At 63.7% G+C, this 24,025-nt stretch carries 27 protein-coding genes; 15 read left to right on the top strand and 12 right to left on the bottom strand.

Annotation, left to right across the window (positions count from 1 at the left end):
• Window positions 1-9 precede the first annotated feature (9 nt).
• Window positions 10-1,221, top strand: a complete 1,212-nt coding sequence (locus tag J2S96_RS14995) for an acetoin utilization protein AcuC (protein ID WP_306865131.1) — start codon at window positions 10-12, stop codon at window positions 1,219-1,221.
• A gap of 98 nt (window positions 1,222-1,319) precedes the next feature.
• Complete coding sequence (locus J2S96_RS14990; protein ID WP_306865127.1) at window positions 1,320-1,901, top strand: ArsR/SmtB family transcription factor; 582 nt, start codon at window positions 1,320-1,322, stop codon at window positions 1,899-1,901.
• Window positions 1,902-1,920: 19 nt separating this feature from the next.
• Here the strand turns inward: J2S96_RS14990 and J2S96_RS14985 are convergent, their stop codons facing one another.
• Window positions 1,921-3,183 (bottom strand): alpha-hydroxy acid oxidase, encoded by a 1,263-nt coding sequence (locus tag J2S96_RS14985; protein WP_306865332.1) that lies wholly within the window; start codon window positions 3,181-3,183, stop codon window positions 1,921-1,923.
• A gap of 120 nt (window positions 3,184-3,303) precedes the next feature.
• Between J2S96_RS14985 and J2S96_RS14980 the strand changes: the two genes are divergently transcribed.
• Window positions 3,304-4,032 (top strand): FadR/GntR family transcriptional regulator, encoded by a 729-nt coding sequence (locus J2S96_RS14980; RefSeq protein WP_306865125.1) that lies wholly within the window; start codon window positions 3,304-3,306, stop codon window positions 4,030-4,032.
• Here the strand turns inward: J2S96_RS14980 and J2S96_RS14975 are convergent.
• Window positions 4,029-5,042 (bottom strand): LacI family DNA-binding transcriptional regulator, encoded by a 1,014-nt coding sequence (locus J2S96_RS14975; RefSeq protein WP_306865122.1) that lies wholly within the window; start codon window positions 5,040-5,042, stop codon window positions 4,029-4,031. The genes J2S96_RS14980 and J2S96_RS14975 overlap by 4 nt on opposite strands.
• Window positions 5,043-5,367: 325 nt before the next feature.
• Here J2S96_RS14975 and J2S96_RS14970 point away from each other — a divergent pair, with 325 nt between their 5' ends.
• The 3 genes from J2S96_RS14970 to J2S96_RS14960 all read left to right on the top strand — a co-directional run bounded on the left by J2S96_RS14970 (window position 5,368) and on the right by J2S96_RS14960 (window position 7,164).
• On the top strand, window positions 5,368-6,522 hold the full coding sequence (locus J2S96_RS14970) for a 3-deoxy-7-phosphoheptulonate synthase (RefSeq protein ID WP_306865120.1): 1,155 nt from the start codon (window positions 5,368-5,370) through the stop codon (window positions 6,520-6,522).
• Between the two features lie 158 nt (window positions 6,523-6,680).
• Window positions 6,681-6,893, top strand: a complete 213-nt coding sequence (locus tag J2S96_RS14965; protein ID WP_078107672.1) for a helix-turn-helix domain-containing protein — start codon at window positions 6,681-6,683, stop codon at window positions 6,891-6,893.
• A gap of 172 nt (window positions 6,894-7,065) precedes the next feature.
• Window positions 7,066-7,164 (top strand): 30S ribosomal protein bS22, encoded by a 99-nt coding sequence (locus J2S96_RS14960; RefSeq protein WP_003792170.1) that lies wholly within the window; start codon window positions 7,066-7,068, stop codon window positions 7,162-7,164.
• Window positions 7,165-7,398: 234 nt separating this feature from the next.
• Here the strand turns inward: J2S96_RS14960 and J2S96_RS14955 are convergent, their stop codons facing one another.
• Entirely contained in the window at window positions 7,399-8,217 is an 819-nt protein-coding gene (locus J2S96_RS14955) for an HAD family hydrolase (RefSeq protein WP_306865114.1), read from the bottom strand.
• A gap of 142 nt (window positions 8,218-8,359) precedes the next feature.
• Between J2S96_RS14955 and J2S96_RS14950 the strand changes: the two genes are divergently transcribed.
• Together J2S96_RS14950 and J2S96_RS14945 are read left to right on the top strand one after the other, a co-directional pair.
• Window positions 8,360-8,614: a glutaredoxin family protein gene (locus J2S96_RS14950; RefSeq protein ID WP_306865111.1), complete on the top strand. Its 255-nt coding sequence runs from the start codon at window positions 8,360-8,362 to the stop codon at window positions 8,612-8,614.
• A gap of 51 nt (window positions 8,615-8,665) precedes the next feature.
• Window positions 8,666-9,373, top strand: a complete 708-nt coding sequence (locus J2S96_RS14945) for a redox-sensing transcriptional repressor Rex (protein WP_306865108.1) — start codon at window positions 8,666-8,668, stop codon at window positions 9,371-9,373.
• A 70-nt stretch (window positions 9,374-9,443) separates the two neighbouring features.
• On the opposite strand, the gene J2S96_RS14940 is transcribed toward J2S96_RS14945, so the two are convergent.
• The 3 genes from J2S96_RS14940 to J2S96_RS14930 all read right to left on the bottom strand — a co-directional run bounded on the left by J2S96_RS14940 (window position 9,444) and on the right by J2S96_RS14930 (window position 11,940).
• A complete protein-coding gene (locus J2S96_RS14940; protein ID WP_306865105.1) occupies window positions 9,444-10,316 on the bottom strand; it encodes a hypothetical protein in 873 nt (290 codons plus the stop codon).
• Window positions 10,317-10,550: 234 nt separating this feature from the next.
• Window positions 10,551-11,204, bottom strand: coding sequence for a hypothetical protein (locus tag J2S96_RS14935; RefSeq protein WP_306865102.1), 654 nt, complete (start codon window positions 11,202-11,204; stop codon window positions 10,551-10,553).
• Window positions 11,205-11,391: 187 nt separating this feature from the next.
• On the bottom strand, window positions 11,392-11,940 hold the full coding sequence (locus tag J2S96_RS14930; RefSeq protein WP_306865100.1) for a YceI family protein: 549 nt from the start codon (window positions 11,938-11,940) through the stop codon (window positions 11,392-11,394).
• Window positions 11,941-12,143: 203 nt separating this feature from the next.
• On the opposite strand from J2S96_RS14930, the gene J2S96_RS14925 reads away from it, so the two are divergent.
• From J2S96_RS14925 to ccsB, 5 genes are read left to right on the top strand one after another with little or no spacing between them, the layout of a single operon-like run.
• Complete coding sequence (locus tag J2S96_RS14925; RefSeq protein ID WP_306865098.1) at window positions 12,144-12,806, top strand: histidine phosphatase family protein; 663 nt, start codon at window positions 12,144-12,146, stop codon at window positions 12,804-12,806.
• Complete coding sequence (locus J2S96_RS14920) at window positions 12,803-13,447, top strand: TlpA family protein disulfide reductase (RefSeq protein ID WP_306865096.1); 645 nt, start codon at window positions 12,803-12,805, stop codon at window positions 13,445-13,447. Before J2S96_RS14925 ends, J2S96_RS14920 begins: the two co-directional genes overlap by 4 nt.
• Window positions 13,448-13,461: 14 nt before the next feature.
• The gene (locus J2S96_RS14915) at window positions 13,462-14,217 is read left to right on the top strand and encodes a cytochrome c biogenesis CcdA family protein (RefSeq protein ID WP_306865094.1); all 756 of its coding nucleotides are present in this window, start codon (window positions 13,462-13,464) and stop codon (window positions 14,215-14,217) included.
• The gene (gene resB, locus J2S96_RS14910) at window positions 14,217-15,881 is read left to right on the top strand and encodes a cytochrome c biogenesis protein ResB (RefSeq protein WP_306865092.1); all 1,665 of its coding nucleotides are present in this window, start codon (window positions 14,217-14,219) and stop codon (window positions 15,879-15,881) included. Before J2S96_RS14915 ends, resB begins: the two co-directional genes overlap by 1 nt.
• Entirely contained in the window at window positions 15,881-16,945 is a 1,065-nt protein-coding gene (ccsB, locus tag J2S96_RS14905; protein ID WP_306865090.1) for a c-type cytochrome biogenesis protein CcsB, read from the top strand. Before resB ends, ccsB begins: the two co-directional genes overlap by 1 nt.
• A 153-nt stretch (window positions 16,946-17,098) precedes the next feature.
• On the opposite strand, the gene J2S96_RS14900 is transcribed toward ccsB, so the two are convergent.
• Window positions 17,099-17,476, bottom strand: a complete 378-nt coding sequence (locus J2S96_RS14900) for a PLD nuclease N-terminal domain-containing protein (RefSeq protein WP_306865087.1) — start codon at window positions 17,474-17,476, stop codon at window positions 17,099-17,101.
• Window positions 17,477-17,557: 81 nt separating this feature from the next.
• On the opposite strand from J2S96_RS14900, the gene J2S96_RS14895 reads away from it, so the two are divergent.
• A complete protein-coding gene (locus tag J2S96_RS14895; RefSeq protein WP_306865086.1) occupies window positions 17,558-17,866 on the top strand; it encodes a DUF4229 domain-containing protein in 309 nt (102 codons plus the stop codon).
• A gap of 124 nt (window positions 17,867-17,990) precedes the next feature.
• On the opposite strand, the gene J2S96_RS14890 is transcribed toward J2S96_RS14895, so the two are convergent.
• From J2S96_RS14890 to J2S96_RS14870, 5 genes are all read right to left on the bottom strand, one after another.
• Window positions 17,991-18,872, bottom strand: coding sequence for a 1,4-dihydroxy-2-naphthoate polyprenyltransferase (locus J2S96_RS14890; protein ID WP_306865084.1), 882 nt, complete (start codon window positions 18,870-18,872; stop codon window positions 17,991-17,993).
• Window positions 18,873-18,933: 61 nt separating this feature from the next.
• Entirely contained in the window at window positions 18,934-20,067 is a 1,134-nt protein-coding gene (locus J2S96_RS14885) for an AMP-binding protein (protein ID WP_306865082.1), read from the bottom strand.
• 9 nt (window positions 20,068-20,076) lie between these two features.
• Window positions 20,077-21,045 (bottom strand): 1,4-dihydroxy-2-naphthoyl-CoA synthase, encoded by a 969-nt coding sequence (locus J2S96_RS14880; protein ID WP_306865079.1) that lies wholly within the window; start codon window positions 21,043-21,045, stop codon window positions 20,077-20,079.
• Window positions 21,046-21,066: 21 nt separating this feature from the next.
• The gene (locus J2S96_RS14875) at window positions 21,067-21,504 is read right to left on the bottom strand and encodes a VOC family protein (protein ID WP_306865078.1); all 438 of its coding nucleotides are present in this window, start codon (window positions 21,502-21,504) and stop codon (window positions 21,067-21,069) included.
• Window positions 21,505-21,571: 67 nt separating this feature from the next.
• Window positions 21,572-22,300: a CPBP family intramembrane glutamic endopeptidase gene (locus J2S96_RS14870; protein WP_306865077.1), complete on the bottom strand. Its 729-nt coding sequence runs from the start codon at window positions 22,298-22,300 to the stop codon at window positions 21,572-21,574.
• A gap of 201 nt (window positions 22,301-22,501) precedes the next feature.
• Here J2S96_RS14870 and J2S96_RS14865 point away from each other — a divergent pair, with 201 nt between their 5' ends.
• Window positions 22,502-23,980, top strand: coding sequence for an amino acid permease (locus J2S96_RS14865; RefSeq protein ID WP_306865075.1), 1,479 nt, complete (start codon window positions 22,502-22,504; stop codon window positions 23,978-23,980).
• Window positions 23,981-24,025 lie beyond the last annotated feature (45 nt).

Here is a 24,025-nt window from a genome sequence, read left to right as displayed (position 1 = left end):
CTGTCATTGATGACTTCCTGGGCAGGCCTCCGTCCGTCTGCGCTGCCAACGACGGTGGCGTGGGATCCCGCCATGACCGCATACAATTTCGGTCCATCCCATCCGATGGCTCCCGAGCGACTTGAACTGACGGCCAGGCTCGCCGCAGCGCTCGGACTCTTCAACTTGGAGCATGTGTCAGTGCAAGCGCCCGAGCTTGCGTCCGACGTCGAACTTCTGGCAGTGCACAGTGCCGAATATGTCGCAGCCGTGCGGCGTGCCAGCGAAGACCCGACGACGCCCGACCCGGAACGCGGGCTCGGCACCGAAGATGATCCCGCTTTTGCGGGGATGCACGAAGCGAGCGCTCGGCTTGCCGGGGGTTCGTTGCTCGCAGCCGAGGCGATCCTCTCCGAGACCGCGGTCCGGGCCGTCAACTTCGGCGGCGGCATGCATCACGCTTCCCGTGAGCGTGCCAGCGGCTTCTGTATTTACAACGACGCCGCACTCGCCGTGCAGAGGCTGCTCGACGGCGGCGTCAGGCGGGTCGCTTACATCGACGTTGATGCCCATCACGGCGACGGCACCCAGAGCATCTTCTGGAACGACCCGAGGGTCCTGACGATTTCCCTCCATGAAAGCGGCCTCTCGTTGTTCCCCGGAACGGGATTCGCCAATGAGATCGGCGGCCAGGACGCCCTTGGCGCGGCCGTCAATGTGGCGCTGCCCGCGTGGACGGGGGACGCCGGGTGGTTGCGCGCCTTCCACGCCGTGGTACCGCAACTCGTGCAGGCTTTTGAACCGGAAGTGATCGTGAGCCAGCATGGCTGTGACTCCCACAAACTCGATCCCCTCACCCACCTCAACCTGAGCGTGGACGGCCAACGGGAGGCGGCCGCCGCCGTCGCGGGCCTTGCCGCCAGGTTCTGCGAAAACCGTTGGATCGCGACCGGGGGAGGAGGCTACGACATCACGGGAGTGGTGCCGCGCACGTGGAGCCATCTGATCGGCATCGTGGCCCAACGTCCCGTCCAGCTCACGGCTCCGGTCCCGGAGGCTTTCCGAAGCTATGTCAGGGAAAAATACGGGGAGTCGGTGCCCGAGCTCATGGGCGACGGCGTCGACACGTGGTGGCGTTCTTGGGAAGTCGGGTATGACCCCGCCGATGCCGTGGACCGCACTATCATCGCCACGCGCAAGGAAATCTTCCCGCTCTATGGACTGGATCCCTGGTTCGATTAGCGGGTGTGCGGCTAACGGGCGCAGTGCCGGAACCAGCGCCACGCGCATATGGGAAATAGTTGATGCCTTTTGGCGTATATGTCGCTAGGGTGGGAGGCATGGTGACTGACGACGTATTTGCCGTCATTGCTGAGGCAACCCGGCGTGACATTCTGGTTTCCCTCCGCTCTGGGGATAAGGCTGTGGGGGAACTGGTGGAGGAGCTCGCAGCGAGCCAGCCCACCATCTCAAAGCATTTGAAGGTCCTCCGCGAGGCGGATCTCGTCAGCATGCGCGCACAGGGGCAGAAACGCTATTACGCCTTGAATCCGAAGCCGCTGGCCGGGGTCGCCAGCTGGCTGGAGACGTTCGACGTCGGCACCGCCAAGGACGCGGCCGAAGCCGCCACGCCTGCCCGTGGCCCACGCCCCCGTGCGGCAGGCCAGGGCGCAGGCGCCGCGAAGGAGCAGCTCACCCAGCCCGACGGAGAGCCGCTCGGCACGTCTCCGGCGAGCACCGACGTCGAGCGCTCGCCTGAAACCGTTCCCGCCTCCGGAGCTGCTGCTTCCGTCGCGGGGATTGACGACACCCGGCCGCAGCAGATCGGCCGCACGGTTGGCCGTGCCGCCACCAAGGCTGCGGACCTCTTGGCGAACCTGCCGAACCTGCCCAACCTGCCGAAGTTCGGGCGCAAGAAGTAACAGCTGGCTCAGCGGGAGCCTACGCCCGTAGCAGGCGCACGTGGTCAGGGTTGAGTTCCGAGATCCTGGTGACTCCGAGCAGGGCCATGGTGCGGGCCATGTCCTTCTCCAGGATGTGGATGGTGCGGTCCACTCCCGCGCGGCCGCCGGCCATGAGCCCGTAGAGATAGGCGCGGCCGATCAACGTGAAGTCTGCGCCGAGCGCCAAGGCCGCCACGATGTCGGCACCGCTCATGATGCCGGTGTCCAGGATGATGGCCGCATCGCTGTTCTCCGCCTTCAGCGCGGTGGCGACCTCCGGAACCAGGTGCAGCGGTATCGGTGCCCGGTCCAATTGGCGTCCGCCATGGTTGGAGATTACGACGCCGTCAGCGCCGTGGTCCACCACCTTGCGGGCGTCTTCCACCGTCTGGATGCCCTTGACCACCAGCTTGCCCTTCCATGTTTCGCGCAGCCAGGCGAGGTCGTCGAAAGTGAGGGTGGGGTCGAACATGGAGTTGATGAGCTCGGCCACGGTTCCCGTGTAGCGGGAGAGCGAAGCGAAAGTCAGTGGCTCGTGCGTGAGGAAGTTGAACCACCAAGAGGGCCGGTAGGAAGCATCCAGGACGGTCTTCACCGTTAGCGCCGGCGGTATGGTCATGCCGTTGCGCACATCCCGCAACCGGGCGCCGGCGACGGCGGTGTCCACCGTGACCATGAGGGTGTCGTTCCCGGCCTTGGCGGCGCGCTCGATCAGTTCCAAGGAGCGGTCCCGATCCGTCCAGAGGTACAGCTGGAACCAATTGCGGCCGTTCGGAGCCGCTGCGGCCACGTCCTCGATGGAAGCTGTGCCCATCGTGGAGAGGGTGTAAGGAATGCCAGCCGCTTCGGCCGCCTGCGAGCCCGCGTACTCACCCTCGGACTGCATCATGCGAGTGAATCCAGTGGGCGCGATCCCGAACGGAAGCCGGGATTCCTTGCCGAGGATCTCGGTCCTGAGGTCGATGCTGGAAACGTCGCGCAGGATTCCCGGCCGGAACTCGATGTCCTGGAACGCCTGGCGGGCCCGGCGAAGGGTGATCTCCGCCTCCGCCGCACCGTCCGTGTAGTCGAACGGTGCTTGGGGAGTGCGTCGCTTGGCCATGTCACGCAATTCCCAGATGGTGGATGCGCGGCGCAGCTTCGCGGCGTTGCGGAACTCCGGCTTCTTGAACTTCATGAGCGGCGCCAGGTCGGCATATTTGGGAACCCGGCGCTTGAGTGCCGCGGGGCGCCCGACGGCGGCGGGGACGTTCGCGGACATCCCGGAAGAAGGGGAGTTGCTCGGCTGGACGGTCTGCGTCATAGTGCTGTCTCCAAGGTGTCGTGTGGTTAGACCACACTCTATGTCATGTGGTCTAACCACATCAACTACTATTTATCCATGCGAACGCACGAGCTCGTCCTCCGTTGGATCGAAAAACAGCTGTCCGACGGGCACTTGAAGATCGGCGGACGGCTTCCTGCTGAGCGGGCCCTGGCCGAGCAGCTGGAGGTTTCAAGGACCTCTGTCCGCGAAGCCATCCGGATCCTGGAAGCCATGGGCGTCGTGCGGGCAGGTGTCGGCTCCGGCAAGGATGCCGGGACGGTGGTCATCGCGGAACCAGCCACGGCCCTCGGCTCAGCGCTCCGCCTCCACGTGGCCACGCAGCATTTGCCCGTCGCCGACATCGTGGAGACGCGGGTCCTGCTTGAGTCATGGGCGGTGTCCCGTGCCAAGGCCGATGCCCCCGAGCTTGCGGAAGCTGCGAGGCTGGTGGACGAAATGGATGCGAGTACCGCCGTCGACGACTTCCTCGCACTGGACGTCGCCTTCCACCTGGCGCTCGCGGAAGCCGCGGGCAACGCCGTGGTGAGCACCATCATGGGCTCGCTCCGTGAGGCAATTGAGGGATACGCGGCCGCGCTCACGGCAAACCTGCCGGATTGGGACAGCACGGCCCATCGCCTGCGGTCCGAGCACCGCGCCATTCTGGCGGCAGTGAACGACGGCGACGGCGGCCGGGCAGCGACGCTGGTGGCCGCGCACATCGAGGGCTACTACCGGGAGGCGGGATTGGAGCAGGCCGGGCTGGGGCGGAGCCCTGCCGAACCTAAGCCTTGCCGAACCTAGGCCTTGACGGGCCCGGTGCTGCCCCTGAGCTCGATCCGCGGCGGGAAGTAGTTGGTGGGGGAGACGGCGTCGTTGGTCTGGATCTGCTCCCGCATGTGGCGCCACGCAAGGTCCCCGAGGTCCGAGATCGGCACGGCGGCGGTGGTGAGGGGAGGCATGGTGTAGCGGGCGAACGGCATGTCATCGAAACCGGTGAGCGACAAGTCTTCGGGCACGCGGATCCCGCGCTCGCTCAGTCCGCTCAAGAGGCCCATCGCCGCGACATCATTGAAGACGAGGATTCCGGTGGCACCGCATGAGGCCACGGCATCGCTCGACTCGAATCCGGCGTCGTAGGTATTTCCGCCAGGAAGGTACTGCAATTCGATGTCCGGGTATTCGGCTTTGAACTTCTCGAGTCCGCGCAGGCGCTGCACGTTGGACGCGCTGCGGTCCGGGCCCGTCAAGTAAGCCAGTTTGCGATGGCCCAGCTGCACCAGATGGGCGGCCAGTTCCTGGATGCCTTGGCCGTAATCCACCACAAGGCTGGGAGTCGGCACCGACTCGGTAGTCCGGTTGATGAGGACGAGCGGATGGAGCGTGGGGGCGAGCTCTTCAAGCTCCTCGTCGCTCATGCGCGGGGCGCAAAGAACCACGCCGTCGCAACGGCGCCGGGCTTCCCCGGCGAGGATTGCCTCTTCGCTCCGGACCTCGGACGAATCGGCGATCAAAACGCGGTACCCGTCGCGGGCAGCGGCAATACTCAGCCCGCGGAGAATGGCCTGGAAGGTGGGGTTGGACAGGTCCGGCACCACGATTCCGATGGTGTCCGTTTTGCCTAGGGCCAAACTCCGGCCCACCGGATTGGGTTTGTATTTCAGCTCGGAGGCGGCTGCGCGCACGCGAGCGGCAATGTTCGCGTCCACGGTGGTGTTTCCGTTCATGACGCGGGAAACCGTGGCATGCGAAACGCCGGCCATGGATGCGACATCTGCGATGCCCACCCGCCGGGTGTTCCTTCTGCCTGGCATGGTTTCCTTCCTGGAACGGCTGCAGCCCGGCTCTCGCGCGGCTGGGACGCTGGTTCTGAGATGAAGTTTATATTGCGCGGGGAAACGGTTTCCCTTGATGTCGTCGCATTTCGATTTGCAGGCGTCTGGAGCCGGGCGCTATGGTCTGACTATGACTAACCGTTGGTATGCGTATTTTTCGTTGGCTCTGGAGGGGCCCGCGTCTAACTGACACGCATCCAACTTTCCTTCAGAGCCAACAGGGCAGAGATTATTCTCTGCCCTTCGCCATTTCCAGGCGGGCTCTGCGCAGGGTCCGCACCTCTTCCGGAACAGGACCCCTTTCATGACCAGCATCGCCGCAGAGCCCACCACTCGTGACGCGTCACTAGATTCCACCGTCCAGGATGCCGCTGCCCAGCCGACGTCGAACCTGCGCGTCAGCCGCTTCGAACCGCTCCCCACACCGCAGGAAATCAGCACGGAACTGCCCCTTGATGCGCGGGCGTCCGCCGTCGTCGAACGTGGACGCGACGCAGTCCGCGCCATCATGGACGGCGTGGACGATCGACTCCTGGTGATCGTGGGCCCGTGCTCCATCCACGATCCGAAAGCCGGCCTGGAATACGCACGCAGGCTGGTGAGCCAGGCCGAGAAGCACAAGGAAGACCTTCTGGTCGTCATGCGGGCATACTTCGAGAAGCCGCGCACCACGGTGGGCTGGAAGGGCCTCATCAACGATCCACACCTCGACGGCAGCCACGACATCGCGGCCGGACTCCGTGCGGCGCGTGGCTTCCTCCAGCAGGTCACGGCCCTGGGTCTGCCGACGGCCACCGAGTTCCTGGAACCCATCAGCCCGCAATACATGGCCGACTTGGTGGCGTGGGGCGCCATTGGTGCGCGAACCACCGAGAGCCAGATCCACCGCCAACTCGCCTCCGGGCTGTCGATGCCGATCGGCTTCAAGAACGGGACCGACGGCGACCTCCAGGTGGCGATCGACGCTTGCGGCGCCTCTGCCGCCCCGCAGGCGTTCCTGGGGATCGACGGCGATGGCCGCGCCGCCCTCGTGGCGACTTCGGGCAACCCGGACACGCATGTGATCCTGCGCGGTGGCCGCAAAGGGCCGAACTACTCCGCCGGCGACGTCGCCGCCGCCTCGGAGAAGCTCTCGGCCAAGGGATTGAATCCCCGGCTGATCGTGGACGCGAGCCACGCCAACAGTGGCAAGAGCCACCATCGCCAGGCCGAAGTCGCCTTGGAGATCGGTGCGCAGCTGGAAGACAACGTTGCTTCGCCGATCGCCGGCGTCATGCTCGAGAGCTTCCTTGTTGGCGGGGCGCAGAGCCTGGATGTGGAGCGGCAGCCGGCTGGCGGACAAGAGTTGGTGTACGGACAGAGCGTCACCGACGCCTGCATGGAATGGGACGTCACGGTGTCCGTCCTGGACCAGCTGGCGGCCTCGGCCCGGAAGCGTCGGACGGCTGCTTCCGACTGAGCGAAACCTGGTCCCCACTTGGCCGAAACACTTTCACTTTGGTACCAGCAGCCTCTAGAGTATCTAGCACATGGTTGTTTGATGGCTCAGCATCGGCACACCAGGTAATGAATGCTGGGGTTCGCCGCTAACCGCTGAGAGCAAAGGAATATGGAGAAATGTCCGCAGAGACTAACTTCTCGAATGCGCGTTTCATGACCGTGGCTGAAGTTGCCGAAGTCCTCCGGGTTTCCAAAATGACCGTGTACCGCCTAGTTCACTCGGGAGAATTGCCGGCCGTCCGATTTGGACGATCATTCCGTGTCCCCGAAGAAGCTGTGAGCCAGTACCTCAAGGGCGCGGTCGTCGACGGACACTCGGAGACCGCTTGAGCTTTGCGTGTCCCCGCACGGACCGGCGGTCATTGGGTGCCTCCGATAGGCGGTACCCTGTTAAGGAACGTTTTACGTCATTGTAAAAATCTGTCAGTTGTAAAGTCTGTTGCTCAGCTCAAGGACCTCACCCAGCAGACAGAATCTCAATCTAGTTTGGTAAGGAACTTACGTGGGTTCAGTTATTAAGAAGCGCCGCAAGCGTATGGCCAAGAAGAAGCACCGCAAACTGCTTCGCAAGACCCGCCACCAGCGTCGCAATAAGAAGTAGAGATACTTCCTACAGCGTGAATGCCCGTTGCCTCCCGAGGCGGCGGGCATTTTTGCGTCCACTCCCGGAGACGCTCGCTCACGTATGGATGTCTTTTCCGAGACGCGCGCTCACGTATGGATGTCTTTTTCGAGACGCGCGCTCACGTATACGGCCCGATGGCGGAGCCGTCCTTCACCTGGAGTGCAGGATGGTTGTCGATTTTTGGGTTATATGTGAGCGAGCGTTGCTGGGTTAGCCCCTCGGGCTGCGGAACTTGGCGAAACCCCGCCACAAACCGTAGATGGCGCCTCCGACAGTCGCGGCCTTGAGGCCGAGAGTGGCTGCCCGACGGCCGGAACGGAAGTCGTAAACGGGCCAATTGTTCTCCCGCGCATGGCGGCGCAGCCTGGCGTCGGGGTTGATGCACACCGGATGGCCCACCAAAGTGAGCAGGGGGATATCGTTATGTGAATCGCTGTAGGCCCAGCAGCGTTTGAGGTCCAGGCCTTGTTCGTCCGCTACGCGCTGCACTGCCACGGCTTTGGCTGACCCATGGAGGATTTCGCCCACAAGCCGGCCAGTGTAGGCACCATCTTCAACCTCTCCCACGGTACCCAGGGCGCCGGTCAGGCCGAGGCGCGTGGAAATGACGGTGGCAACTTCGATGGGAGTGGCGGTCACGAGCCAGACCATCCGGCCGACACGCAGGTGCTGTTCTGCCAAAGCCTTGGTACCGGGCCAGATCCGCGACTCGATCATCTCGTCGTAGACCTCTTCGCCCAGCTCCTTGATATCGGACACTTTGATACCGGCTGCCAGGATCAGGGCGGAATCCCGGACGGAGTGCACGTCCTCCATTGTTTCGCCCCGCAGTACGAACTTGAACTGCTTCCAGGCAAAGCCCGCGGCCTGGGAGAGGGTGAAAGCCTTGCGTTCATACATCTTCCGGGCGACGTGGAAGAGGCTCGCACCCTTCATGAGGGTGTTGTCGACGTCGAAGAATGCGGCTTCGCTGCGTTGCTGCGTTGCCGCCGGCGCGGTGGCCACAATGGCGTTCTTCTCGACGGGCATGCCTTGAGTCTAGCCAATCGCCGGTCCCCTGCCGTTCGCGGAAGTGCGAGCGCGTTACCGCCCGACGGTTCTTCGACTGCTTCCGCGTCGGCCCGGCAGCTGCTTTCCCGCTGTATGGGCGCTTAAGCGATACCGTGGAACCATGCCAAATCCCGACGTCGTACTCCTCACCAAAGCTGACTGCCACCTTTGCGCCGCGGCGCGTGACGCCGTCGAACGCGTGACCTCCGGCCTTGGGCTCACGTGGACGGAACAATCGATTGACACGGACGCGGTACTGCGCGAGCGCTACGCCGAAGAGATCCCGGTGGTATTCGTGGATGGAATACAGCGGGATTTCTGGAAAATCGACGAGGCACGATTGGCACGCGTCCTGAAGAAGGCGATCGCTGCCTGAACATGCGTGCAGCGCTTTGTTGGCAATAGAGTGGGAAAACAAAGCGACGCAATGGAGAAGAACGTGACTGCGCTGGAACCGTCCGCCGATGCCATACCCGGGGACAAGGAATTTGCCGCGAAGCAGATACCACCCGCTGCGGTGGCCCGGATGACGCTTTACCTGCGCGCTCTCAACTCCCTCCTGGGCGAAGGCGTGGAACGCGTGTCCTCGGAGGCGCTGGCCGAGGCGTCGGGAGTCAGTTCGTCCACCTTGCGCAAGGACCTCTCGTACGTCGGCTCGTATGGAACGCGTGGCGTGGGATACGAAGTCCAGTATCTGAGCCGGCACATCGCGGCGGCCCTCGGTCTGACCCACGACTGGAAAGTGGCCATTGTGGGCGCCGGAAACCTTGGCAAAGCCTTGGCACGGTACGGTGGCTTCGAGTCGCGCGGTTTCGACGTCGTGGCGATCCTCGACGCCGATCCAATGGTCATCGGGAACGAAGTCGGCTGGCTAAGGGTCAGCGACGCCGCGAATCTTGAAACGGTCCTTAAGCGGACCGGCACCAACATGGTTGTCCTGGCCCTTCCCGCCGCGGTAGCACAGGACGTCTGCGACCGCGTGATCAGCGCGGGTATTCGCAGTATCCTCAGCTTTGCTCCGGTACTCCTTCAGGTTCCGCCGTATGTAAATCTGCGCAAGGTGGACATGGCCACTGAGCTTCAGATCCTGGCGTATCACGCACAACGGGCGCAGACCCCGGGCCAGGCCATTTAGGCCCAACCGGGTGTGCGCCCGTTGTTGCTTTCTTCCCCGCTACAGTCCTAGCGGCCGTACGGCCTTAGGCTCAACGGCCATACGGCGTCTGGCCGTAAGGATTGGCGAACGGTTGGGTCCTCCGGAAATACGGCGCCGAGGCCGGCAGGTAAAGCAGCACGATCGCGGCGATGCCAAGGAGGATTGTGATGGTGCCCATGCCGATCTGGGTCAGGCCCAGCAGGGAAATGGCGGCAAATACCGTGCCCAGGATCCGGGCCCAGTTTTTGCCCTGGCGGACCTTGAACGCAACCAGAGCGTAGAGTCCGGCAAAGATCACCGAGAAAATAACCAAGGCGGTGATCAAAATGCTGATGAAGCTGTTGACGTCTATGCCGGACGCGTTGCTTCCTTGCGCCGTCAACGCCTGTTCGAGCATGTTCTTGCCCGCGGGGGAGTTCAGCGTAGCAATAGTGAAGGGAATGCCGAGCAAGGTCAGAAAACCGGCTGCAAGCATGAGCCAGAAGGAGATGTTGACCAACTGCGGGACTCTGGACGTTGCGGCGGGCTGCTGGCTCGGCCAGGTGGTCGGGCCGCCCTGGCCGTACTGGGGAGCGGAGGGCTGGCCATACTGCTGGGCCTGCTGTCCGTACTGCGGAGCTTGCTGTCCGTACTGGGGAGCGGAGGGCTGGCCGTACTGCGGCGCCTGCTGGCCGTACTGGGGAGCCTGCTGTCCGTACTGGGGAGCGGAGGGCTGGCCGTACTGCGGGGCCTGCTGCCCGTACTGGGGAGCCTGCTGTCCGTACTGGGGAGCGGAGGGCTGCCCGTACTGCGGAGCCTGCTGGCCGTACTGCGGCTGCTGACCCGCCTGCTGATCCTGCTGCGGGGTCTGCTGCCCGTATTTCGGCTGCTCAGGGGTCGGATTTTCGCCCGGAGTGGACGGCGGGGACGGAGGGGTGCTCATGGCATTCCTTTGCGTGTCGACTGCAGATACGGCTGCCGGGTGCAACATGCCCCTGCCCCCAGCTCGGCTTAATTCCACCGTACCCTGACGGCACAGTGCTGGTGCGGATTCACGGGAAGAATTCTGGCTAAACAAGGTTCAGCGGATCTCGCGGAAAGGGAACCGGGCAAAGCGAAGGCCGCGGGGTCCTCCCGGGACCTGCCGCGGCCTTCAGCCGTGGTGCCGTGTTTGTTGCTAAACGAAGTGCTTCCTGGACTCCGGAAGCCACATCAGGACCGTCGCCGCGACGGCTACTGCCGATCCGATGAAGCTGAGGTTCCCTGTAGCCAACTGGGCGAAGAGACCGATCAAGGCCAAAGCGCCCAGCACGGTCAGGACAATCCTGGCCCAGCGTGCGCCTTCCTTGAGGCGGATGGCGCAAAAAATGTAGAACGCGGAAAAGATGATGCCAATGATCAGGCCCGTGATTGCTGCGCCGACGAAGATCGCGCCAAGCTGGCTCCCGATGACGGCTACGTTGACGATGCCGAGCACGATGCCAAGGGCGGCTGCTGCAACCCAGAGCCAGTACGAAATGGTCAGCTGTTGCGGCACCCCTGTGGTATCCCGGAAGCGCTGGGCAATGTTGTTGAAGTTAAGGCCAAAGGTGTTCCGCGCCGGGGCGGCGTAGCCAAGTCCAGCGGGCGGTGCGTTGTTTGCGCCGAGAGTGGCCTCCCCGTATGCGGGCAGGCCCTGCTGATATCCGGCGGCGGGCTGTTGGTAGGCGGGAGGTGCTTGGTAGGAAGGGTATCCCTGCGGAGGCTGGTAACCCGCAGGAGGGACGTTGCCGGGCTGCGGAGGCTGGGCTCCGGGCTGCTGAGGCTGAGGAGCTTCGTTTGGGTTACTCATGGCATCACTTTAGACCTGAGGTTTAAGGATTCATAGGAAATTGTTGGCTAATTCGCCGGTAAGTATCGGCTTCCAGCTGAACAATAGGCGGGTGACACCGCAAGCAACGAAAAGGCGCCTCCTGGGCAGCGCACGCGATCGCGTGCAGCCCAGGAGGCGCCGTTCAGTCCGGGAGTCCGGTTGTGAACTAGGCGGCAGGTGCGATGAAGGCCAGTTCGAGGTTGATGGCAACCTTGTCGCTGACGAGCACGCCGCCTGCTTCGAGCACTGCGTTCCAGGTCAGGCCGAAGTCCTTGCGGCTGATGGTGGTTTCGCCGGAGACGCCTGCGCGGGTGTTGCCGAAGGGATCAACGGCCACTCCGTTGAACTCGGTTTCGATCGTTACCTCTTTGGTGACGCCCTTGATGGTCAGATCGCCGACGAGGTCGTAGCCGTCGCCGTTGGCCTGCACGTGGCGGGAAACGAAGGTGATTTCCGGGAACTTCTCCACATCGAAGAAGTCCTCGCCCTTGACGTGGCCGTCGCGGTTGACATCGCCCGAGTCGAAGCTGGGGGTCTTGATGGTGGCGTTGACCTTGGAGTCGGCCAGGCTGTCGCCGAGTTCCAGAGTGGCCTCGGCCTCGGTGAACTGGCCGCGGACCTTGCTGATGCCTGCGTGGCGGACGGTAAAGCCGATCTCGCTGTGGGAGTTGTCGAGGGTCCAGACGCCGGTGGTGACGTTAGCGGGAAGGTTCATGGGGTTCTCCTTGGGAAGGTGTGATCGTAGCTTCATCGGGCGTTCGGCCTAACTTAGTTGAAGTGTCAACCGAACCTTGTGTCAAGTATAAACATGCAAATGCATCTTTTATTCCACCTTCAGGGAACATTCTGAGGAAACTTTCAGTTCTACGAAACGTAGAAGATTTCGGATCGCCCGCCTTCTTTGAGAAACTGGTAAACATGCCCCAAGCAACTGTCCATCTGCTCCGCCATGGCGAGGTCTACAATCCCGACGGCATCCTGTACGGCAGGCTGCCCGAATTCCACCTCTCCGAACGTGGCCGCGAGATGGCCAAGATGCTCGCGGACCACTTCGCGGCCCGCGCCTCCCAGGGGGCGAACATCGTCCACCTCGTCTCCTCGCCTTTGACCCGCGCGCAGGAAACCGCCCTCCCTACGTCCCAGGCCTTGGACCTCCAGATCCATACGGACCCGCGGATCATCGAGGCCGAGAACCATTTTGAAGGGCTCCGGGCCAACGTCGCCGAGTTCATCAAGCCCAAGCATTGGTTCGAGTACCGCAATCCGCTGCGCCCGTCCTGGGGCGAGCCTTACGAAGACCAGGTCGCCCGCATGCGTGCCGCCGTCGAGGACGCACGGCTGAAGGCAATTGAAATCGGCGGAGATGGCGCGGAAGCCATCCTCGTCAGCCACCAGCTTCCGATCTACGCCACGCGCCTCAGCGCGGAGGGCCGCCCCCTGTGGCACGATCCGCGCAAACGCCAGTGCACGCTGACGTCGCTGACGTCCTTGGTGTTCGACGACGGCAAGGTTGCGCGGGTGGAATACAGCGAACCAGCTGCCGTGCTGCTGCCGGGAGCGGCGAGGACCCCCGGAGCATGAGCATGGAACGGAACACCACCAGCGGCCAGAGGGGCAACGCGCCCTTGACCTCGCGCCGCAGCTTCCTGGCTGTAGGGGGAGTAGCCATCTCGGCATTGACCCTTGGCTTGTCCGCCTGTGCCCAGCAAGATGCCCTGGCCCAGCAGGCCAAAGCCGGCGATAACAAGAACTACGTGGCCGGGGACGGCTCGGTGACCGAATTCGCCAAAGCGGACCGTAAGGCCGCCGTCGGGATCAAAGGCACTTTGTTCGATGGAACTGCCGTGACCCCGCAGGATCTGCTAGGCAAGGTCACCGTCCTCAACTTCTGGTTTGCCGCGTGTGCGCCGTGCCGGATCGAAGCGCCGATTCTTGAAGAACTGCACCAGGAGTTCAAGAGCAAAGGTGTCCAGTTCTACGGTGTGAACCTCCGGGACGAGAAGGCCACGGCCGATGCGTTCGACAAGACGTTCAACCTCACCTACCCAAGCTTCGACGATAAAGACGGCGCCGTGCTGCTCTCTGTCTCCGGCATCGTGCCTCCCGGTGCGGTGCCAACCACGCTGGTCCTGGACAAAGAGGGCAAGGTGGCTGCCCGCGTCCTGGGTGAGATCGACAAGAGCACGCTCAAGGCACTCATCACCACCGCGGTTGCCGAGTAGGTGGCTCCGACAGCGTGAACAGCCCTTTTGCCGAGACCATCCTGAGCGGTTCCTTGCTGCTGGCCATCCCCGTGGCCTTGCTGGCCGGACTCGTGTCATTCCTGTCCCCTTGCGTCCTGCCTTTGGTACCTGGCTACCTTGGCTACGTGACCGGGCTGACCGGCGTCGACCTCCGGAAGCAAAGACGCGGACGCATGCTCGCGGGAATCGGTCTGTTCGTCCTCGGATTCTCCGTGATTTTTGTCCTGCTGGGTGGTGCCTTCGGCCAATTGGGAACCCTCATTACCGGCCCGCAGAACGCCTGGATCACTCAATTGCTGGGCGTACTGGTGATCATCATGGGCGTCGTCTTCCTGGGCGGGTTCGGGTGGCTGCAGCGTGACGCCAAAATCCATGCGAAACCGCCCGCCGGGCTGTGGGGTGCGCCTTTGTTGGGCATCACGTTCGGACTCGGGTGGGCGCCCTGTATCGGCCCCACCTATTCCGCAGTCCAGTTGCTGAGCCTTTCCGGGGGATCGTCCGCGGCGAAGGGGGCCCTCCTGGCGTTTGTCTATAGCCTTGGCCTTGGGATCCCCTTCCTGTTGATAGCCCTCGCGGTCCGCCGGGGGATGGGCGTGATGTCCTTCTTCCGTAAGCACCGCCTGGCCATCCAGCGGTTGGGCGGGGGCATCCTGATCCTCTTGGGACTCCTGATGGCCACGGGAGTGTGGGGCGCCTGGGTGACCGGGCTGCAGTACTGGTTCCAAACCGATGTGAAGTTGCCGATCTGATGAGCGAGCCCGTGCAAGGTAAAAAGAAGTCCAATAAATCCGCTAAAGCCGAGGCGGCCCTGCCGGTCCTGGGGATCATTGGCATGCTGCGCTGGGCCTGGACCCAGCTGACCAGCATGCGCACAGCGCTGTTCCTGCTGTTGCTCCTGGCCGTCGCCGCGGTTCCCGGCTCGCTGTTCCCGCAGCGCCCGGCGAACCCTGCGATCGTGACCCAGTACATCAGCGACCACCCGGACTACGGCAAGCTCCTGGACTCCGTCCAGCTTTACGACGTGTACTCCTCTGCCTGGTTCTCGGCGATCTACATTCTTCTGTTCATCTCCCTGATCGGCTGTGTGACGCCCCGGGCCATAGCCCACTACAAGGCAATGCGCTCCCAGCCGCCGCGGACCCCGAAGCGTCTCTCCCGCCTCCCGGAGTACGGCACGCTGGTGCTGCCCGCCGACGCGGGGATCCCGGCGTCGAAGGCTATCTCGGATGCCGCGGCGGTGCTGAAGAAGCGCGGCTACCGTGTGGAAGTGCGCGACGTCGACGGCGCCATGCCTTCCTTGGGTGCCGAACGCGGCTTCCTCAAGGAAGTGGGCAACCTGGTGTTCCACGCTTCGCTGATCGGTGTGTTGATTTCAGTGGCGGTCGGCGGCCTGTTTGGCTACAGCGGGCAGCGCATCCTGGTGGAGGGCGATACCTTCGTGAACACCTTGGTGGGCTACGACCAATTCAGCCCGGGCACCAACTTCCAGAGCAGCTGGTTGCAGCCGTACTCGATCCAGTTGAACAAGTTCGACGTCCAGTTCGACCGGGAATCGCCATCGCACTTCGGCCAGCCGATCGACTTCACAGCTGACGTCACCACCAAAGACAACCCGGACGCGCCTGCCAAGAAGCAGGTCCTCAAGGTCAACGATCCGGTGTCGCTCGGCGATACCAGCATTTACCTGACGGGCAACGGCTATGCTCCCGTGGTCACCGTCCGGGACGGCGCCGGCAACGTCGCCATGCAGGGACCTGTCGTGGCCAAGCTGCAAGGGGACAACTACTACTCCTCAGTGGTCATCAAGGTTCCCGATGCCAAGCCCGATCAGCTCGGCTTCGCCGGGTTCTTCCTGCCCACGGCAATGGTGACGGACAAGGGCGTCGCCTACAGCGGCGATCCCGAACTCATCAACCCGCAGTTGAACCTCAACTCGTACTATGGTGACCTCGGACTGAACAAGGGCGCCCCGCAGAACGTCTTCGAGCTCGACGTTGCCAAGCTGACCCCGCTCAATGGCCGCGGCATGGCCAACAAGGCGATCGCGATCGCCCCCGGAGGCACGTACACGCTTCCGAACGGCAAGGGCAGCATCACGTTCGACGGCGTCAAGAAGTACGTCGGCGTCGACATCCACCACAATCCGGGCCAGGCCAGCGCGCTCGTGTTCGCCCTGCTGGCAGTCGCCGGACTGATTCTCTCGCTCTACCTGAACCGTCGACGCGTCTGGGTCCGCACCGGAACCCACGACGACGGGCGCACAATGGTGGAGTATGGTCTCCTTGCCCGCGGAGAGGACCACAGGCTGGCCGGCGAAGCTGCCGCGATCCGCGAACTGCTGCAACGAGAATGGCTGCTCACCAAGGAACAGCCGACCGACACCGTTTCTTCCTCTACCTCGAAGGACCAGTAATGCTCCCCATCAACGAAACCATGGGCCAATACAGCGAGCTTTTCATGCTGCTCGCGGCCGGCACCTACACGGTGGCGTTCATCGCTTTCGCGTGGGACCTGGCCAAGAGCAGCAAAATGCTGAAGGCAGTGGACCTGAAAGCGGCGTCTGCGGCGGCAGCCGAGGTCAAGGTTCCGGTCGCCGCCGGCCGTGCCGGTGGAAACGACGTCGGGGGTCCTGCCGGCCGCGCCGAGCGCCCGACGTCGGCGATCACCTCCGTCAGCCAGACCGCCGGCGGTGACATGAAGTACGCCGCCAAGCGCCGCGTTCCGGCCCGGGTGGCGGTGGCAGTGGCGATCATTGGCGTGGTGGTCCACGGTGCCGGGGTCATCACCCGTGCGTTCGGCGCAGGCCGCGTGCCGTGGGGCAATATGTACGAGTTCCTGACCACCGGTGCTTTCCTGGTAGTGGCAGTCTTCCTGCTTTCGCTCATCCGCCGCGACCTGCGCTTCCTGGGCACCTTCGTTCTGGGCCTCGCCGTGATCATGATGGTTGCGGCGTCCGTGACGTACTGGACCCCGGTAGGCCATCTGGTTCCGGCACTCCAGAGCTACTGGCTGGTCATCCACGTCTCCATCGCAGTGATGTCCGCGTCCTTGTTCACGTTGACGTTCGCCATGTCGGCCCTGCAGCTGCTGCAATCGCACCGGCAGAGGACCTTGGCGGCCGGCGGGGTCGACAAGCTGGGCTTCATGCGCCTCGTGCCGAACGCGCTGAGCCTGGAAAACCTGTCCTACCGCATCAACACCGTGGGGTTCGTGGGCTGGACCTTCACACTCATGTTCGGCGCGATCTGGGCGGAGAAGGCGTGGGGCCGCTTCTGGGGCTGGGACACCAAGGAAGTCTGGACCTTCGTGATCTGGGTGGTTTACGCCGGCTACCTGCACGCGCGCGCCACCCGCGGCTGGACGGGAACCCGCGCGGCCTGGTTGTCGATTGCGGGCTACCTGTGCGTGATCTTCAACTTCACAGTGGTCAACGTGTTCTTCAACGGCCTGCACTCGTACTCGGGGCTCCCGCAGTAAGGCTTCCGCCCGATGGGCGCCTCGCCGTCCTGACCCTGTTTGAGTTAACGACGACGGCGACACTCCGCACTTGCGGGCGTGTCGCCGTCGTTCTTTGTTTAAAGGAGGTCAGGAAGGAGCGCCTGGTTGTGCCAACGGTCCAGCCGGGTGCCGTCAGTTGTTGAGATCGCCGCTGTCGTCGGCCTTGGACTCGCCCTTGAGCTTTCGTTCCTTGGCTTCGAGCTCGGCCTTGAGCTTCCTTAGCCGTTCGGCTTCGGCCTGGTTACGACGGCGGACCTCCAGGTTGCGGAGAAAGTCCGGGTCGTCGTCAGGAGCGGTGGGGTGGCTCGCGGGCTGCGGGGTGGGGCGGATGTTGTAGGGGCGGCCGATGAGGAACCAGAGAACCGCGCCGAGAACCGGCAACAGGATCATCACCACAATCCACGCGGTTTTGGAAATTCCCCGCGTAGAGCGGCGGTCGGTGCGAATGACATCCACCAGCCCATAGACGAACACAAGCAGGACAGCCACAACTGCAACAACGCGGAGCATAACGTCAAGTCTAGTCTCCGCCCGGTCCCGTGAAAGCTGCGGGCACAGAGTGCAATCAGGCTGTGACGCTAAACTTGATCCGTGGCTTTCCTCAAATACTCCCTGATCCGCCTGGCGCTCTTCGTGCCGCTCTTTGTCCTCTTCGCCTTGTTGCAGATGGGTTTGTTGCTGTCGGCGATTTTCGCGGGCCTTATCGCGTTCGCCCTCAGCTACCTGTTTTTCAGGAAGCAGCGCGACGCCGCCACGGCATCGATGCGCGAACGGTTCTCCGGGAAGGCCAAGCCCATCCGTTCTGCCTTGGAGATCGAAGATGCCGCGATTGAGGACCGGCTGGTGGACCAAAACCCCGCAGTAACGGTCGAGAACGACCGGCGCCCCAAGGAATCCTAGACGCTCATATGTGAGCGAGCGTCGGGCAAAGGACGCCCGGTCACGTCACGTGGGGTTCCTGCGGACGCCCGGTCAGATCATGTGACCGAGGGTTTTCGAAAAACGGCCCGGATGTGATCGGGGGTCAGAATCCGTGGCTCAGCACGAGGCCCAGCGCGAAGAGCACGCTGTAGCCAAGGTTGATCAATCCAGTCTGCTTGAGCACGGGGATGAGGCTCTTGCGCTTCCGGCCGTTGACCATGAGCCAAGCCGGCATAAGGCAGGCCGGGACCAGCAGCAGGACGATCAACATCCACGGCCTCGTGGGTGCCAGTATCACCACCAACAGGATGGCAAGGGCCAGCATCAGGACGTAGCTCTCGCGGGCGTGACGGTCGCCCAGGCGCACTGCCAGGGTCCGCTTGCCCGCCGCCATGTCCGTGGGGATGTCCCGCACATTGTTGGCCATCAGCAGGGCGCACGCGATCAAACCGGTGCCAATGGAGCCGATTACGGCCGGAAGGCTCACTTGCCCGGCCTGCGTGTAGGTGGTGCCCAGCGTTGCAACGAGGCCGAAGAAGACAAACACGAACAGATCGCCCAGGCCCATGTAGCCGTAGGGGTTCTTGCCGCCCGTGTACCCCCAGGCAGCGAGCACGCAGCCGAGGCCCACCAGGATCAGCCACCAGCTCTGCGTGATGATCACCAGGACCAAGCCGAAAATCATGGCCACGCCGAACGCGCCGAAGGCAGCCCACTTGACGTGGGCCGGGCGCGCGGCGCCGGAACCGACCAGCCGGAGCGGTCCCACACGGTCCTCGTCGGTCCCACGGATGCCGTCCGAGTAGTCGTTGGCGTAGTTCACCCCGATCTGCAGCAGCACTGCCACGAGGGCGGCAAGGATGGCATTCAAAGGCCGGAAAGATTGCAGCTCGTAGGCCGCCGCCGTGCCGATCAGAACCGGCGCGATCGCGGCCGGCAGGGTGCGAAGGCGGGCGCCTTGAATCCATTGTGCAGCTGTTGCCACGTTCAGTACCTCGTGTTGTTTCGCGTTGGGAGAAGGCAAATGACGGTCAGGGAGGACTTGTCTATTCTCCCTGATGCACCTCGGTCAGCAGCTCGATCATGGCCAACCGGTCCGGCTTTCCATTGGGGAGCATGATGAGTCCATCCGTAGTGAGCACTGTTTTGGGAGCGAGGGTGCCCAGCAATTCCTGGCAGCGGGCCCTATAGTCCGCGATGCTTTCCGGGGAGCTGTCCTCGACGGCGACATACGCCGCCACCGCCTGGCCCCACTCACGGGAAGGCACCCCGGCCACGAAAGCCGCCGTGACGCCGTCGAACTTTTCAAGCTCTGCCTGGATGAACGCGGCGGAGGCTTTAATGCCGCCGGTGATGATGACGTCGTCGGCTCGTCCCAGCACGGTGAGCGTGCCGTCGGCGGCGAGCTCGCCGAGATCGTTGGTGCGGTACCAGCGGGTGCCCTCCGCTTCGAAGAACGCCTCCGTCGTCGCCCCGGGTGCGTCGAGGTAACCGGACGCCACAGTGTCGCCGCCGAGGAGGACCCGGCCTTCGTCGTCGAGCATGACCCGGACGCCTTCAAGGGGTGTTCCGTCGTACACGCAACCGCCGCACGTCTCTGCGGAGCCATAGGTAGTCACGACCTTCAGCCCGGCCTCCCTGGCGGCGTCCAGCAGGGGGCCGGGCGTGGGAGCGCCGCCCAGGAGGATGGCGTTGAAACGGCGCAGGGCTGCGAGGGTCTGCGGCGACGGCGAGTCCAGGAGCCGCTGCAGCTGCGTCGGCACCAACGAGGTGAAACGGATAGTGTCGGTCAATTCCTCGGCGGCGGCAGTGAAGGCCTCTGGAGTGAAACCGTTCGAGAGGTCCATGACCCACGGACGCGTGCCGGCGAAGAGCGAGCGCACCAGCACCTGGACTCCGGCAACGTATTGCAGCGGCAGGGCCAGGAGCCACTGTCCCTCTCCCCGCAGGGCGATGGCCGTGGCCATGGAAGAAGCAGCGAGCTCATCGACCGTGAGTACCGTGGCCTTGGGCGTGCCGGTGGAACCCGAGGTGCGGACAACTACCGCCGCGTCCTCGAAACCGGGTGTTTCAACCGGAACCGCCACGGGGGTGCCGTCCTCCGTGACGATGATTTCGACGGCGGGTCCCTCGTCGTGGAGGGTGGCGGCCAGGGCCTTGAGGACAGGATCGATGTTCACGGGCCAGTCCTAGAAGTAGTAAGGAAAGTTGGACCAGTCCGGATCGCGCTTCTCGAGGAAGGCTTCCTTGCCCTCCACCGCTTCGTCCGTCATGTACGCCAGGCGTGTGGCCTCTCCGGCAAAGACCTGCTGGCCGGCCAGGCCGTCGTCGGCGAGGTTGAAGGCGAACTTGAGCATGCGGATGGCCTGTGGGGACTGGCGTGCGATGTCCGCGGCATACTCCAGGGCGACTTCCTCGAGGCGCTCATGGTCCACGGCTTCGTTGACGGCGCCCATGCGCACCATGTCCTCCGCGGAATATTCGCGGGCCAGGAAAAAGATCTCGCGGGCGGCTTTCTGCCCGATCTGGCGGGCGAGCAGTGCCGAGCCGTAGCCGGCGTCGAAACTACCCACTGTGGCGTCGGTCTGCTTGAACTTGCCGTGTTCGCGGGAGGCGATGGTGAGGTCACTGACAACGTGAAGCGAGTGCCCGCCACCGGCAGCCCAGCCGTTCACGACGGCGATGACCACCTTGGGCATGGTCCTCATGAGCCGCTGGACTTCCAGGATGTGCAGGCGTCCGGCCCGGGCGGGGTCGATCTTCTCCTGCGTCCCGCCGTCGGCGGTGTCTTGGACCACGTACCGGTAGCCGTCGCGGCCGCGGATCCGCTGGTCGCCGCCGGAGCAGAAGGAATGGCCGCCGTCCTTGGGGGAGGGGCCGTTTCCGGTGAGCAGCACCGTGGCGACGTCGGGGGTCATCCGGGCGTGGTCCATGGCGCGGTAGAGCTCGTCGACAGTGCCCGGGCGGAAGGCGTTGCGGACCTCGGGTCGGTTGAAGGCGATCCGGACCGTGGGAAGGTCCCTCGTCACCTTCCCGCCGGCGTCGCGCTCGACCTGCCGGTGGTAGGTCATGTCCTGGAAGTCGTCGAAACCGGACACTGTACGCCAGCGGGACGGGTCAAAGACGTCGGATACCTTGGCGGGGAAGTCGTTGCTCACCCTCAGAGTCTAGTAATCCACTCAGCTGATGCAGAACTCGTTGCCTTCTGGATCCGCCATGGTGTGCCATTCGTGCGGCCCTTGCTTGGCCGTCCACAGGTATTTCGCGCCCCGGGCCTCCAACGCGGCGCGGACCTCGTCCTTGTCCTGTCCGTCGAGGCGCACATCCCAGTGGACGCGGTTCTTGACGGTCTTGTCCTCCGGGGCGGTCTGGAACAGGAAGCGGCGGCGGGTGTTCTTGTCCGGGTCTTCTTCCGGGCCAATGGCCGCGCCGTCCTTCCACACCAGCTTGCCGTTGTGGGTGGTGGTCTGGTCCTCGGTGGCAAAGCCTTGGTCGATCATGGACCGGATGAAGGCCTCGTCCTGGGGTTCCACGATCCACTCGAGCGTCTGGGCCCACCAATCGGCCAGGGCATGCGGATCCTTGCAGGCGATCACTATCTGGATGTTCAGTGCCATGGACTGAAACTACGACGACGGCGCGTGGCCGGGGAAGTGCCTGGCGGACAGTTCCGGTCCGGGTTTCCTAGCCGCCCAGCAGTTGAGGCGGGATCGCGTAGATCAGCACCACCGCCAACAGGTTCTTGGCGGCGTGGACGAAGTAGGAAAACATCACGTTCTTGCCTGTCCAGACGTACACGGCCACCAGGACAACGCCCATTCCCAAGTACGGGGCCAACGCGGGCACCACCAGGCCCTCCCGACCCACCACATGGATGGCCGCGAAGCAAAGCACGGACAGGGTGCAACAGAGCCAAATATTGACGTGACGGGACAGTTTGCCGATGAGCAGGTGCCGGAACAGGTATTCCTCCACGAATGGGCCCAACACCACCAGCAACGGCACCACGAACCACGGCGGCAGTTGCAGGACCAGGGACTGGAGGCTGAGTTGGTTCTGCGACTGCTTGGCCATGCCGGTAACCGTGACCAGGATGGCGGTGATCACCAGCATCGCCACGATGGATAGCGGAATCATGGCGAGCGTGAACCACGGACGGGTGGCCAGGATCAGGAGGTCGCGGGTTATCACGCGCCGCGCAGCCGCAACCGCGAACAGGCCGACGGAAGCGTAGAAAGCGAGGTTGATGGCGAAGACCGCGGTGGCGGGGTCGGGGAAGACGTGTTGAACGAAAATTGTCACCGGAGCGGTGGCGAGGCTCAGGACAACTGCCAATGACACATAGAGTCCGAAAGCCGCGGCGTCCAAGCCCGTGAAACGGTATAGCCTGCCGGCTGGCGGAATGGTGCCCATGTGTCCAGCGTAGCGCCCCGTTTGTTGCCCGCGTCACGCTCGGTGGAAATCACCGGGTACGATGGTTCTGCCGGATTTACCTTCGACGCTTCCGCGTTTTCGCCACTGATTCGACTCGTCCACTGGTCGAAACCTCGAATTGTTCTGTGCCAATGCGCGCGAAGCCGGGGCCGGCATCTACTCAACCCACAAGGAACAGCTGTGCCTCAAAACACCACAACCGACCTTCAGCGTGAGCCGGGAACCCTGGCTGCGCCGAGTATCGCTACAACTTCCGAAAACCTCAGCGCCGAGGGCTACAAGAAGACCCTGAGCCGCCGCCACGTCACGATGATCGCGATGGGTGGCGCGATCGGCGTCGGACTCTTCATGGGCGCGGGCGGACGCCTGGCCTCCACCGGCCCGGCCCTGATTTTCTCCTACGCCATCGCCGGCGTCATCGCCTACCTGCTGATGCGGGCCCTCGGCGAACTGATCATGTACCGCCAGACCTCCGGCTCGTTCGTCAGCTACGCCGGCGAAATGTTCGGCAAAAAGGGCGCCTACCTCTCCGGTTGGATGTATTTCATCAACTGGGCCATGACGGGCATCGCCGAACTCATTGCCATCGGGCTCTACTTCCAGTTCTTCTTCCCGAACGTCCCCGTTGAGCTGTCCGCCATCGCCGCGCTGGTGCTGCTGGTGGCTGTGAACCTGTTCAGCGTCAAGGCCTTCGGTGAGTTCGAATTCTGGGCGTCCTGCCTCAAGGTCGCCGCGATCCTGATCTTTCTCGCCGTGGGCACCTTCATGGTGGTCACGAACGCGCAGGTCGGCGCCGGACACGCTTCGCCGGCCAACCTCTTCGCTGCCGAAGGCGGCATGTTCCCCAAGGGCGGCTTGGTGATGATCCTGGTGCTCAACGCCGTGATCTTCGCCTACAACGCCATCGAGCTCGTCGGCATTACCGCTGGTGAGATGCAGAACCCGGAGCGCGAAGTGCCCAAGGCAATCCGCGCCGTCGTGATCCGCATCGTGGTTTTCTACGTTGGCTCCGTCACCCTGCTGGCGATGCTCCTGCCCTCGGACCAGTACCACGCAGGCACCTCCCCGTTCGTCACGGTCTTCGGCCAGATGGGGCTGCCGTGGATGGGCGACGTCATGAACATGATCGTCATCACCGCTGCGCTGTCCTCATGCAACTCAGGCCTGTACTCGATCGGCCGAATCTTCCGCACCATGGCCAACAATGGACATGCTCCTCAGTGGCTCACCAAGATGTCCACCCGCCACGTGCCGTACGCGGCCATCCTGGCAATCGGCGCCGTGTACCTCGTGGGCATCCTGCTCAACATCTGGTTGGGCGGTTCGCACGCGTTCGACCTCGCGCTGAACACAGCCTCGATCGGCGTCATTTTCACGTGGGGTTCGATCTTCGCCAGCCAGATCGCGCTGCGCAAGAAGAAGGGCAATGTCTCCAGCCTCCCCATGCCGGGTTCGCCGTGGACCAGCTGGGTGGGCCTCGTGGCGCTCCTGGCCATCACTGTGCTGATCGGCATGGACACCATGACGGACAAGGCCACGGGCGAGGTGTTCCTCCTGGGCCTCTGGACCCTGGCCACCATTCCGTTCTTCGCCCTGGTGCTGTGGCTTGGCTGGCAGAAGGTCAAGAACAACGAGCCGAAGAGCGAGCTGTTTAGCTAAGCGTCCGGTTCCTGAGCAGGCCGACGACGGCGGTCGCCTCCTTAG

This window comes from Arthrobacter bambusae (assembly GCF_030812595.1).
GTDB lineage: Bacteria > Actinomycetota > Actinomycetes > Actinomycetales > Micrococcaceae > Arthrobacter > Arthrobacter bambusae_B.
This window is presented reverse-complemented; position numbering and strand designations above follow the sequence as displayed.